Here is a 13,275-nt window from a genome sequence, read left to right as displayed (position 1 = left end):
ACTTCAACGCGCTGACGCCAATGATGGTGGCGGCATAATCGAGGCGGAAATCCACTTAGCGAAACGCCCGAAACTGTTCAAACAAACTGAGCCACCTCTGAAAAAAGCCAATCCGAACCTCCAGATACTTAGCTGCCACGATGAATGGCTGCTGCCGACCATGTTCGACGTAGACGGTCTGCTGGTGGGATACGGCAATATCGCGCCGGAACTTCTGATCGATCTCATCGAGGCAGGCAAGGCGCAAGACTATCCAAAAGCGCGCAAAATTTTCGAGCAACTACTTCCCGTTACGCGGTCCGTCTATCATCGTGGCTCGCATATGGAAGGCACGGTTGCGCTTAAGCTCGGCCTCGTTCACCGAGGTGTTCTCGATCACGCCACTATCCGCGAGCCGCTTAAGGACCTCGGCACGAAGGCTGAGCAGGAAATCTTTGCTGCATTCGATGCTGCCGGCATAGGCAGGGCAGAGCTTCTGCAAGCTGCCGAATAACGACGCGCCTGCATCAAGCTTAATGTGCCGCTTGCAAACCGTCCCGTTTTTCGGGGCGGTCACCGTCCGGACTTCGCAGCGACCCCTCATACATTCAAATATTGAAATTTTCGTGGGCCGCCAGCCGGACGCGGCTTTGAGCCGCAGCTTCGTCTGCCGTTAAAAACGACGAGGATTGGCAGCCGGACAGTAACTTAATTAAATAACGCAACCGGTCGGGAGATGGAGTGCCGGGGTGCGAGAGGAGGAACGATGAATTACATGCAATCCGTGCCCGATGGGGCTGACAGGATCGTCGACCCGCAAGCCGACATTAGTGCGCGTCTTGAGCGCTTGCCGGTGACAAGGGAAGTGTTCTGGGCAAGAAACATCGTCGGCGCAGCGACTTTCTTCGATGGATATACCGTTATTGCTATCGCCTACGCCATGCCTGTTCTTGTCAAGGAATGGAGCCTTACACCCGCGCAAACCGGCATGATCTTGTCCATGGGTTATCTAGGACAACTAATCGGCGCAGTTCTATTCGGCTGGCTGGCAGAAAAGGTCGGGCGTCTGAAGGTCCTTCTTTTTACAATCCTGCTGTTTGTCAGCATGGACGTCGCTTGCCTTTTTGCGGCTGGGGCGGTTTCCATGATGCTGTTTCGCTTCGTTCAGGGGATTGGCACCGGGGGTGAAGTACCGGTCGCCAGTGCCTACATCAACGAGATGATAGGCTCCAAAGGCCGCGGTCGTTTCTTTCTCCTGTATGAGGTCATGTTTCTGCTGGGTCTGGTTGGTGCCGGTTTGATCGGCTATTTCATGGTGCCGACTTATGGGTGGAAAGCCATGTTCATTGTGGGTCTTATCCCCGCCGCACTCATGATTCCACTTCGCTGGTTCCTTAAGGAATCTCCACGCTGGCTGGCGGCAAACGGTCGATACGAGGAGGCGGATGCTATCGTCACGAGTATGGAGCAGAGCGCTCGTGCTTCTGGTAAGCAGCTTCCTGAACCGAAAATCACTGCACGTCCTGTTCAAAGAAAATCTGACTGGCGCGAACTTTTCCAAGGCATCTATCTGAAGCGGACGCTTTCTATCTGGGCCATGTGGTTCTGCGCTTACATGGTGGCGAACGGTACCATAACCTGGCTGCCGACACTCTACCGACAGACATTCAACCTGCCGCTGGAAACCAGCATCCTCTATGGCTTCTTCACGTCCGCTGCGGGCGTGGTTGCCGCGGTGATCTGCGCGTTGTTGATCGATAAGGTCGGCAGGAAACGGTGGTACACAGGAGCGTTGCTTCTGGCACCAGTTCCCCTCATACTTTTGACGTGGCTTGGCGCGACCTCTGCTACGCAAGTGCTGGTTCTCGGAGGTCTCGCCTACGCCATCCTCCAGACCGTAACATTCTCGCTATACCTCTATTCTGCCGAAATCTATCCCACGCGTCTTCGTGCTGTGGGTACTGGAACCGGCAGCGCTTGGCTTCGCCTCGGCTCATCAGCTGGTCCGATCCTTGTCGGCACTGTAATGTCCAGCTTCGGCATTCAGTATGTCTTTGCAATCTTCGCGGTTATCACCTTGATCGGGGCGGTCGTGACGATGTTGTTCGCCGTCGAAACAAAAGGCAGATCTCTCGAAGAACTGTCTCCTTAAAGCCAGCAGCAGCATATATCGCCGTCCGGCCCGTCAACCTGCGGCTGGGCGGCATCCAATTTCAGGATCACATACCAAATCAATCTAAAATAGAAGATCAACGCTGTTTCATAAGCTTCGCGCAAGCCAAATATTAAAGAAATCGTTAATGTAGAATTCTCTAATTAACTTTTCGTTAACCACATTTCGTCAATTGTTCTCAATGAGGAATTGATTCGAGATCATGGGGAATTCCTCGACCGAAGGAAAAAAGACTTTTGTTCCGCACCGGCTATGTCGACAACCGCGTGGAGCAGCAAACCGGGCAAAGACGAAGTGAGCAGGAAGATGAGCGGATTACGATCGAATTCCCAGCGGCCTAACGATAGATCGTCTTTGGATGCACTGAACCGCACCATCGAAGGCCTGGAAGCCCGTATCGAGGATTTGCTCGGCGGAAAACCGTCCCGTGCACAGCCGCAGGAGCGCCCGCCCGAACACCATAGCGAACCCCTGCTTCCGCAAAAGCGCCATTCCAGAGACGCCGACTCCCTGCGCTTTGACCCGATCGACGAAATTCGCAAGCGCCAGCAGGCGCTGGACGAACGCTGGGAGCGCGAGCAGGTTGAGCCCGCCCGGTCCTACCGCACCTCAGCGCGCGAAGACGAGCGTCGTTACGAGGAGCGCGATTATCGCTCCTCCACCGCCATTCCCTCTCCGCGCACGCGCGTCGCATCCTCGCTGGAGCGCCAGCGTCCGGCGCCTTCAGCCGCCCCGGCGCAGAGCGATACCGCACTGCGTGAGGTCGCCGAGGCGCTGGTCAACATGCGACAGGAACTGAAGCACGAAATCTCCGAAGGCGTCGCCCGCGAAATGCAAGGCCTGCGCGCTGAACTTCGCAACATCCGTTCCTTTGCGGAAAATCAGGATTTCGCCGAAGACATTCGCGAAGATGTCGCCCGCCTGGCAAGCAGCATCGAGCGGCTTGGCAAATCCTCCTCCCCCGGTTCCGATGGCCTGCGCGTCGAATTCGAGCAACTGCGCGCCCTTGTGGACCAGATGGCCCGCGAAGACAGCGTCCACCGCATCGAAAGCCGCTGGGAAAGCGTGGAAGACACCCTTCGCGGTTTCGACACTGCGCCCTTGCAGGAAGAAATCGTTGCGCTGGCCTATCGCCTGGACGATATCAAGAGCCAGCTCGGCACCATGAGCAACAGCCCTGCGGTGCGGGCGCTGGAAGAAAAGCTCATCACCATTGCCGGTTTCGTAGAGCAGCTCGGCCGTCACATTCAGCCGAACGACCGAATTCTAAGCGAACATTTTTCCGGCCTCGACGAGCGTCTGGACGAAATCACTCGCGCCATCGCTGCCGCGGGTAACCGCCCGCAGTCCACGGACAATGTTCTGGCGGAGCGACTGGAGAACCGCCTGAACGGCTTGTCTCGTCAGCTGGATGCTTTGAAAGATGCGACCCAGGCGCATGACAAGCCGTCAGAAGCTCTGACGACACGCCTTGATGCGCTGGCAAATCGCATCGAGGAACTGTCTTCCGAGCGCAGCGTTTCGAAGCTCGGAGAGCGGCTCGATCAACTTTCCCTGCTGCTTGAAAAATCGCAGCGGTCGTCCAGCAACCCCGAACTCAACGCCTTTTTGACTGATATTTCCAAGAAGATCGACCAGCTTGGCGCTGGCGCCGTCAATGAGAAGCTCGCCGAGCGTCTGGAAAAGATCGCGCGGCGCATCGAAGATATCGAAGCACGCCCGGCGCCGACCAAATCGGCATCCTACGATTCCGCGTTCCTTCGTCTGGAAGAACGTCTCGGCAAGATCGCTGCGAAGCTCGATGAGACGACGCGGGCGGGCCAGACCGATACCGGTTCGCTGGCAGGCCTTGAAACGCAGATCGCCAATCTTTCGTTGATCCTCAACGAAAAAGGCCAGCACGACACTATCGGCATGCCACCCGAGCTCGACCAGCGCATGGCCGCCATCGAGGATTACATGTCGTCCAACGATGAGTATATTATCGAGGCGGCACGTCAGGCGGCGGAAGCCGTTCTCGAAGCGCATATGCGCAACAATCTCTCGCAGACCAGCAGCGCCGCAGACACCGCCGTTCTCGTTGGTCTCGCAGACGATCTGCGCAAGCTGGAGGGGCTGAGCCGCAACACCGAAGAGCGCACGCACCGCACCTTCGAAGCGCTACACGAAACGCTGGTCCAGATCGCCGGTCGGCTGGATGCGCTGGACAATCGCAACGCGCCCACCCGTCACGAGGAGGAAGCCGCGCCGGCAAACCATGCGCGCATGCCCGCGGCGTCTTACCCGGACGAAGGCCTGATCTCGCAGGAAACGTTGTTCGCGTCCCAAGCGGAACTGCCTCGCACCGGTGCAGACGATGTTGCCGTCGACACCATCGTACCACCCGCTGCGGCGACGCCTGCCAAGGCAGAAAAGCGCAGCCTTCTTTCAAGCCTGACACGCCGTTTCAAATCGAGCGCAGCGAGGGCTGACGAGGCTCCGGTTGTCGAAGCAGCGCGCGCGCAAGTCAGCCCTGCCCCCGCGCTCGATCCGGTGGATGTTCTGTCCGCCGATGACGACAACGAACTGCTGGAGCCCGGCTCCGGTGCGCCGGATGTTAAAAAGATACTTGAGCGCGTGCGCGCCAGCCAGAATGCAGCCGCCCGGGCCGGTAGCCCAGAGGGTGACAGCCGTGCCGATTTCATCGCCGCTGCTCGCCGCGCCGCGCAGGCTGCCGCGCAGGAAACTCTCCCTGAAAAGGCATCCGGCGCACGCGCTTCCAAAGAAGCAAGTGCTGTAATCGGTGGCTCGGCGCTGGCGCGCTATCGTCGACCGCTGCTGCTCGGCATCGGCGCCATTCTTCTGGCGATGATGGCCATGCCGATGGTCAAGAACTATATCGGCTCAGAGCCTTCGCAGATCGCACCCGCCGCAAGCACCGCGACGCCGCCCTCCGTCGAACCCACGGCGACACCTGCGGCAAGCGAGGCATCCGCGCTGACACCTGCCGTCACCATTCCTTCCGAAGTCGCAATCGATGAACGGGAACAGGCAGCGGCAGATCGAATGCAGGCGGATGCAGACAGGAACCAGCACCTGATCGACACCCGCCCCATTGGCGGCGCACCCTTGCCGGAAGAGGCCCCTGCCGTTCAGGTACCGGCACCATCGCACGGTTCGGACGTTGCCGAACCGCTGCAGCCGACCACCATCGAGGCGGAAATCCGCCAGGCGGAGGCCGATCAACCCGTTCAGCCAGCACCGGTTCAACCCGTTGCCGAAGCCCCGGCGGAAAATCTCGTCGTTCCAGCATCCATAACCCCGGCGTCGCTTGCGCAGGCCGCTGCAAAGGGGGACCGTTTGGCCCTGTTTGAAATCGGCGTGCGCTACACGGATGGCGTCGGCGTTGCAGCCGACCGTGCGGAAGCGGCCAAATGGTACAAGCTCTCGGCGGATCGCGGCCTTGCCGTTGCCCAGTATCGTCTCGGCAACATGTACGAAAAGGCAAACGGCGTGGAGCGCAACTTGCCGGAAGCCAAGCGCTATTACGAAATGGCTGCCCGTCAGGGCAATGCGGGCGCGATGCACAATCTCGCCGTCCTGCTGACGTCCGATGCCGCCGGTCAGCCTGATTTCAAGGCTGCTGCCGACTGGTTCATCCAGGCGTCGGACCTCGGTGTGCGCGACAGCCAGTTCAATCTCGCAATTCTGTATGCGCGCGGCAGCGGGGTTCAGCAGAGCCTTGAAGAATCCTACAAGTGGTTCGCCATCGCCGCCCGCGATGGTGACACCGATGCGGAGCAAAAGCGTGAAGACGTCGCAAAGGCCATGAAGCCGGAGCAACTGGCAAGCGCCAAGGCGAAGGTGGAGGCCTGGAAGGTCAAGCCGCTGAACGAGGATGCCAATTCCGTCAACCCACCTGCGGAGTGGACCGGCGGCCAGGGCGTGACGACGGCTTCCGTGGACATGCAGAAGGCGATCCGCAATATTCAGGCCATTCTCAACAACAATGGCTTCAAGGCTGGCACGCCGGATGGAAAGCTCGGCCGCAACACGGTGGCGGCCATCAAGGAATTCCAGAAATCCGTCGGTCAGGCACCCGATGGACGGATCACCGACGAGCTGGTGACGGCGCTTCTCGCACGCAACAAATAAGCCATTTTCGGAGAAATAAACGATGGGCCGTGGTGGAAATCGCCGCGGCCCATTCTTCTTTTCAAATTATCAACGTATTTGGCTTTGAATAATTGACAGCCATGCCCACCACGGGCATGACCAATGAATACCAGTGGCGTTAGACGCCCCTGCCATCACATGGAAATACCGACCCTTCAAAGCCCGCTGACGGTGGCTTTGCCTTTTTGCACGAAGCGATACCCGAGGTCCGATTGTGACTGTCTATCTGCCCATCGCAGAACTATCGGTGAATATCTTCATCATTCTCGGCATGGGCGCGGCTGTGGGATTTCTATCCGGCATGTTCGGTGTGGGTGGAGGCTTCCTCATCACCCCGCTTCTGATCTTCTACAACATCCCTCCCGCTGTCGCCGTGGCCACGGGCGCAAATCAGGTCGTAGCCTCGTCCGTTTCGGGCTCCATCACCCATTTCAGGCGCGGAACGCTGGATGTGAAACTGGGGACGATGCTTTTGCTGGGCGGTCTTGCCGGAGCAACGCTCGGCATATGGCTATTTACCCTGTTGCGCAGCATCGGCCAGCTCGATCTCATCATCTCGCTGCTCTACGTCATTCTGCTGACCACGGTCGGCGCACTGATGCTGAAGGAAAGCGTTTCAGCCATTCGCCGTTCGGCGCGCAATGAAACGGTTACACTCCGTCGTCCCGGTCACCACAACTGGGTACACCGCCTGCCGCTGAAGATGCGGTTCAAGAAATCGAAACTCTATCTCAGCGTCATTCCCATCATCGTACTAGGCTTCGGCATCGGCGTACTTACCTCGGTCATGGGTGTGGGTGGTGGCTTCATCATGGTCCCGGCCATGATCTATCTGCTGCGCGTACCCACCAATGTCGTGGTCGGAACCTCGCTGTTCCAGATCATCTTCGTCACGGCCTATACGACTGTGGTACAGGCGGCGACGAACTTCACAGTCGATGTCGTACTGGCCTTCATCCTCATGCTGGCTGGTGTCGTCGGTGCGCAATATGGTGTACGTGTGGGCCAGAAGCTTCGTGGCGAACAATTGCGTGCGCTGCTGGCTCTGCTGGTTCTGGCGGTCGGCATACGTCTGGCCATCGGTCTGGTTGTTCACCCTGACGACCTGTTCTCCGTTGCGGTCGGAGGTTTGGGATATTGATCCGTACCGCCCTCCTCGCATCTCTGCTTGCTTTTTGCGCTGGCTCGGCAATCGCACAGACGCCGCCGCTCGCCATTTCCCCCGACGCAACCGGACAGGCCCGAACGCTACAGGAAAATATCGAGATCGGCGCATCGACGTCGGAAATCTCCATCGCATCGGATTTTCGCGGCGCCGACTTCACCATGTTCGGCGCGCTCAACAATGCGGACCAACTGCTGCTCGCCATCGGGCAGTACGACATCGTCGTGACGCTGGAAGGCCCGAACGAATATTCGACCGTGCGCAAGAAAAGCCGCGTTGCTGGCATCTGGATCAACACAAGCGCCATCACCTTCGCGCCGCTACCAGAATCCTATTCCATGGCCAGCACGCGCAACATCAACGACATCGCCTCTGCCGGAACGCTGAAAGCCATGGGGCTGGGTGTCGAACATCTTACGCTTAACAGCGCTGTCTTTTCCGGCGTGCCGGATAATGTCTATGATTTTCAGGAAGCCTATCGACGGCTAAAACTATCCAGCGGCATCTACCGAAACGACACGACCGGCGTGCGGCTCGAACGCACCGGCCTGTTCTGGGCCACGCTGCGTCTGCCCGCCAACGTACCGAACGGCGTCCACACCGCCCGCGCTTACCTGTTCAAAAGCGGGATGCCGATTGCCCAGCGAGAACTGAAACTGCGTGTAGTGAAGACCGGCATGGAACAAGCCATCACCGATGCTGCCCACCAGACACCCTTGGTCTACGGCCTGATATGCGTGCTTCTGGCGGTCGTGACGGGTTGGGGCGCAAGTATTCTGTTCAGGCGCGACTGAAAGGCGTCACAAAGCGTTCATCAAGCGATCCTATTCATCTGGCAAGGTTTTCCAAGCAAGGTTTGAGCTATGCCTTTCCGGATATTATTCTCCACGTTGATACTTGTCCTTGTCTCCCTCATCCCCGTAAAGGCCGATGAATTGGTAAGCGATAAGTACATCGCCGTCATGCGTCATGGCGTGCGCCCGCAGACGAGCAGCAAGGAGCTCGAAAAGATGTCTGCGAAGGCATGGCCCGTCTGGGGAACAAAAGACGGTCAACTGACCCCGCATGGTGCCGACGCCGCCGCGCAGCTGGCAAAGTGGGAGCACGACATGCTCGCCGCCAAAGGCCTTGTCCCCGCGACCGGTTGCCCGGCTACAGGAGACGTTTTCGGCTGGGGCAACAGCACGGTTCAACGCACTATCGATACCGGCAAGGTCATTCTTGACAGCATGTTCAAAGGCTGCGGCCTGACCCTCGGCTCTTTCCATGGCGAAGGTCCAGATCCGCTATACGACGCTACGGATGCCGGACTTGGTTCGATTGATGTCGATAAAGCCCGATCCGCAATTTTTGAAGCGGCGGGCGGCAGTTTCGACGCGTTGCAGAAAAAGGCAGCGCCGCTGATGAAGGAGCTGGATGCAATCCTGGGCTGCGAGGTGGCAGATAGCCCATGCTCCATGCAGCATCGCCCCTGGACGATCGAAGCAAAACAGGACGAACAGAAAAAAACGACGAGCGTTTCCGTCAAGGGACCACTGTCGGAAGCCGGGACCGTTGTGCAGGTCTTTCTCCTGCAATATGCGAACGGCTTGCCCGCCGATCAGGTTGCGTTCGGCAAGGCTTCCACCGCCCAAGACATCATCCGCCTGTCGGAACTTCGGCAAATCAAATATGATGTCGGCAACCGTGTACCCTATCTGGCGCAACGCGATGCGTCCAATTTCCTGAACCAAATTCTGCTCGCCCTTGACAAGACGCCAGCCGAAGGCGGGCCGCCCAACGCAAAATTCCTGCTTTTCATGGGTAGTGATACGCAGCAGGCTGAGATTGCAACGCTTCTGGGTATTCACTGGAAAATTCCGCCCTACCTGGACGATGAAACCCCACCAACCGGCGCGCTGACCTTCGAACGCCTTCATGACACGGCAGGCGGGAGCTACGTGCGAATAGGCTTTATTGCGCCATCGCTCGATCAAATCAGAAATGCCTCCGTGATCGATGACGGCACCCCACCGCTTCAGGCAGCAGTGGCGATGCCCGGTTGCGAAGCCGAGGCGAAGGAAGGTGCCTGCCCGCTTGATCTTTTCCTCACTCTGGCGAATGCAAAGCTCGACAAAAGCGCGGTAGCGCCAAATCTGTACCAGTGACGCGCGGCCTATCCAAGCAGGCTTTTGAACCTGACGGAATAGATGCGATCCCGACCCATCAGATGTGCAACAAGCGCATCGTGGTCGAAAAGCCCGCGCATGGCCTTGTGTCGCAAGTCCAGTCCGCCGCTCAGCACGCCGAAGGCTGGCATCAGCAGCCGCGTACCATCCGTCGCAAAACAGGGACGGCGCACGGTTTTGTCCCGGCGGCGGACTGTCGCCGCGGGATGAAGGTGGCCTGCAAGCTCGCCCAGTGTGTCTGCCGCTTTCGCTTTCGGCTCGTGGCGGAAAACGAGGTTTGCGTAGAACATCTCGTCAATGGATGAGCCCGGCAGATCCACCGTGCCATCGGGATCGTGGTTGCCGTTGATCCATATCCATTCGCGGCCCCGGGCCATCTCGCGGATAATGTCGCGCAGAGGCAGCGGCAGGTGTTCGGAGCCTTTGCGATCATGGAAATTATCGCCGAGGCTGACGACAATCTTCGGATCGTAGCGGGTGATGAGGGAGGCCAGAATTTTCAGCGTCGCGATCGTGTCATAGGGTGGCAGCATCATGCCTCGGCGGGCAAAGGCCGCGCCCTTTTCCAGATGCAGATCGGACACGACAAGCAGTGAAAGATCGGGCAGATAGAGCCCGCCCAACGGATCGCACAGGGCCGCGACGCCGTTGATGGCGGTCTCGGCGCCCTGGCATTCGAAGCCGGTGGAAAATCTTTCGCTCAAGGCAAGGCGGCTCAGCAATTCCGGTTCAAGCTTTCTTCATTTCGTCAGTTCACGGCACCGCTTTGTCGGCGGTTCAGGACATGGCGTCGGCGATCAGCTCGTCGGCGGCTTCGGCCAGCACATCGTCCTGCGCCTGCCCGATCACGGTCTCACGTCCGATTTCCAGCATGACCGGAACGGCAAGCGGAGAAACATGCTCAAGCGCGCGGTGATGCGTGTGGCCCTTGATTCGCCTTAGCATATCGCCAAGTCGGGCAATGTCCAAAAGTCCTGCCGAAGCATCGCGACGCGTGGCTTCCAGCAGGATGTGATCCGGCTCATGGCTTCGAAGAACGTCATAAATAAGGTCTGCAGATACCGTGACCTGCCGGCCTGTCTTTTCCTTGCCGGGATGGCGGCGCTCGATCAGGCCGGAGATGACGGCGCAGTTACGGAACGTGCGTTTGAGCAGGTAGGATTCGTCCAGCCACGCTTCGAGATCATCGCCCAGCATGTCCTCGTCCAAGAGATCAGGCAGCGACAGGCGCCCCGATTCAAGGCGACGGCCCATGTCCTCCATCGCCCAGATCGCCAGCGAATAGTCCGTCGCGACGAAGCCCATCGGCTTAGCGCCAGCGCGCTCCAGCCTGCGGGTCAAAAGCATGCCAAGCGTCTGGTGCGCCAGCCGCCCCTCGAACGGGTACATGACCATGAAGAAGCGTTTGCGGAAAGGGAAGGTTTCCACCAGCAGCTCGTCGCGCTTGGGGATAATCGACTTTTCCTTCTGAATCGCCAGCCAGTCTCGCACCTGATCGGGCAGCGCATGCCAGCGTGCGGGATCGGCCAGCATGGAACGCACCTGGTCTGCGAGATAAGTGGACAGCGGAAACTTGCCGCCCGCGTAAGACGGTATCTTCGGGTCCAGCGAGAAGGCCTGGCTGACGAGGCATTCGTTCTCGCGTATGCCTTCGAAGCGCAGCACCTTGCCCGCGAACAGGAAAGTATCGCCCTGCACCAGCTGCTCGAGGAAATGCTCTTCCACCTTGCCAAGCGACATGCCGCCGCGCCCGACCGTGCCCTTTGCGTTGCGCTTGACCATGCGGACATTCAGTTCGGCGGCTTCTACGATAGTACCAAGGTTCAGCCGATATTGCTGCGCCACCTGCGGGTTGGACACGCGCCAGCGCCCATCCTTCATCTGGCGGATACGGGCGTAACGCTCATAGGTGCGCAGCGCATAGCCGCCCGTCGCGGTGAAATCCACCACGCGGTCGAACATCTCGCGCGGCAGGCCGAAGTAAGGCGAGGCACTGGTCACTTCGCGGTAAAGCTCATCCGCGTCGAAGGGCTCGGCGCAGGCCATGCCCAGCACGTGCTGCGCCAGCACGTCCAGAGCACCCTCGGCAATGGGCGGCGTGTCCTGCGCGCCGATATAGTTCGCATCGAGTGCGGCGCGGCATTCCATCACTTCGAAGCGGTTGGCGGGGACGAGGATCGCTTTAGACGGCTCGTCCATGCGGTGGTTTGCGCGGCCTATGCGCTGGGCAAGCCGGCTTGCGCCCTTCGGCGCACCGACATGGACGACGAGATCCACATCGCCCCAGTCGATGCCGAGATCGAGCGTGGAAGTCGCGACAACGGCGCGCAGCTTGTTTTCCGCCATGGCGGACTCCACCCGTCGCCTCTGCCCGGCATCCAGCGACCCGTGATGCAGCGCTATCGGCAGATTGTCCTCATTGATCGTCCAGAGTTCCTGAAAGATGCGTTCGGCCTGTGAGCGCGTATTGACGAAGATCAGCGTCGTCTGGTGCGATTTCAGCTCGGGATAGAGATCCTGCATCGCATAGCGCGCCGAATGGCCGGACCATGGAATGCGCTCTTCCGTATCGAGGATCGAAATATTCGGCTTCGCACCACCATCGACCGTGATGAGACCGGCAGGCTCCTCCCCCTCCACTTGCGGCGCGAGGTAACGCTGCAAATCCATCGGGTCGGCCACAGTCGCTGATAGCCCTATGGTGCGCATGGCAGGCGCGTGGCGGCGGATGCGAGCGAGCGCAAGCGACAGCAGATGCCCGCGCTTGGAGGTGACGAGCGAGTGAAGCTCATCCAGCACGACATATTTCAGGTCCTTGAAGAAGCGCTCCGCTTCCTTTTTGGCGAGCAGCAACGACACCTGCTCCGGCGTCGTCAGCAGAATATCCGGCGGCTTCACCTTCTGCCGCTGTCGCTTGGCCTGCGGCGTATCGCCCGTTCGGGTCTCGACCGTGATCGGCAGCCCCATCTCCGACACCGGCTTCATGAGGTTGCGCTCGATATCGACGGCGAGCGCCTTCAGCGGCGAAATGTAGAGCGTGTGTACGCCTACGAAGGCCGAACCCGGCGGCACCTTGCCGCGCTCCGCCAGATCGGTCAGCGAGGCCATGAAGCCGCCCAGTGTCTTACCCGCACCGGTGGGTGCAATCAGCAGCATGTTCTCCCCGCCGCGAGCGCGGGCGGATAGCTCCAGCTGATGCGCACGCGGGCTCCATCCCTTTTCCGCAAACCATTTCTGGAAGGGAAGAGGCAAAGTGCCAACATGCGTGCCGGCTATTTGAGGGTCGGTGTGTTTCACACTACTAAAGTAGTGAAATTATTCCCTAAAAGAAGGGTGCTTATTGGATGGAAGCATTCCTTTTTTCCGTCATCGTCGGCTTTAAGCCACTGCTCTCCGGTTTAAGTTGACGAGCGTTCCTACACCCTTCCGCAACTGGGGTGTCTCGGCGGCTCCCCCCCTCGACATCATCCTCGGGCTTGACCCGAGGATCCATGACCCTTTGATTTCGTTGAGAAGAATGGATCCTCGGCTCAAGGCCGAGGATTGTTTGTTGTTCTGAGGTTATTGTCGGTGCGGGACTGCGGGCCCTTCACAGCCCGCAGTCCCGGCGACAGGCGACCGTCCGAGGATTGGGA

Annotated in this window: 8 protein-coding genes; 6 read left to right on the top strand and 2 right to left on the bottom strand. The window is 59.2% G+C overall.

Annotation, left to right across the window (positions count from 1 at the left end; genetic code table 11):
- The 6 genes from G6L28_RS01655 to G6L28_RS01630 all read left to right on the top strand — a co-directional run.
- Positions 1 to 493, top strand: a 493-nt coding sequence (locus G6L28_RS01655) for a dihydrodipicolinate synthase family protein (protein WP_234902432.1), incomplete at its 5' end; no start/stop codon positions are given.
- 252 nt (positions 494 to 745) lie between these two features.
- The gene (locus G6L28_RS01650) at positions 746 to 2,131 is read left to right on the top strand and encodes an MFS transporter (RefSeq protein WP_174062047.1); all 1,386 of its coding nucleotides are present in this window, start codon (positions 746 to 748) and stop codon (positions 2,129 to 2,131) included.
- A gap of 327 nt (positions 2,132 to 2,458) precedes the next feature.
- The gene (locus tag G6L28_RS01645) at positions 2,459 to 6,286 is read left to right on the top strand and encodes a peptidoglycan-binding protein (protein WP_174062046.1); all 3,828 of its coding nucleotides are present in this window, start codon (positions 2,459 to 2,461) and stop codon (positions 6,284 to 6,286) included.
- Between the two features lie 235 nt (positions 6,287 to 6,521).
- Positions 6,522 to 7,448, top strand: a complete 927-nt coding sequence (locus tag G6L28_RS01640; protein ID WP_174062045.1) for a TSUP family transporter — start codon at positions 6,522 to 6,524, stop codon at positions 7,446 to 7,448.
- Positions 7,442 to 8,266, top strand: coding sequence for a TIGR02186 family protein (locus tag G6L28_RS01635; RefSeq protein WP_174062048.1), 825 nt, complete (start codon positions 7,442 to 7,444; stop codon positions 8,264 to 8,266). The genes G6L28_RS01640 and G6L28_RS01635 overlap by 7 nt, the downstream gene beginning before the upstream one ends.
- 141 nt (positions 8,267 to 8,407) lie before the next feature.
- A complete protein-coding gene (locus tag G6L28_RS01630) occupies positions 8,408 to 9,619 on the top strand; it encodes a histidine-type phosphatase (protein ID WP_174062044.1) in 1,212 nt (403 codons plus the stop codon).
- Positions 9,620 to 9,627: 8 nt separating this feature from the next.
- Here G6L28_RS01630 and pdeM read toward each other — a convergent pair whose 3' ends face one another.
- Both pdeM and G6L28_RS01620 read right to left on the bottom strand, forming a co-directional pair.
- Complete coding sequence (pdeM, locus tag G6L28_RS01625) at positions 9,628 to 10,362, bottom strand: ligase-associated DNA damage response endonuclease PdeM (protein ID WP_174062043.1); 735 nt, start codon at positions 10,360 to 10,362, stop codon at positions 9,628 to 9,630.
- 55 nt (positions 10,363 to 10,417) lie between these two features.
- Entirely contained in the window at positions 10,418 to 12,937 is a 2,520-nt protein-coding gene (locus G6L28_RS01620) for a ligase-associated DNA damage response DEXH box helicase (RefSeq protein WP_174062042.1), read from the bottom strand.
- Positions 12,938 to 13,275 lie beyond the last annotated feature (338 nt).

The sequence above is a fragment of the Agrobacterium larrymoorei genome, assembly GCF_013322225.1.
In the GTDB taxonomy this organism is placed as follows: Bacteria; Pseudomonadota; Alphaproteobacteria; order Rhizobiales; family Rhizobiaceae; genus Agrobacterium; species Agrobacterium larrymoorei_A.
The sequence above is the reverse complement of the archived record's forward strand: the minus strand, read 5'-3'. Positions and strand labels throughout refer to the sequence as shown.

Bases quoted from the DNA above. Each gene is read 5' to 3' on its own strand.
- G6L28_RS01650 (WP_174062047.1), top strand. From the start codon at position 746: ATGAATTACATGCAATCCGTGCCCGATGGGGCTGACAGGATCGTCGAC.
- G6L28_RS01645 (WP_174062046.1), top strand. From the start codon at position 2,459: ATGAGCGGATTACGATCGAATTCCCAGCGGCCTAACGATAGATCGTCT.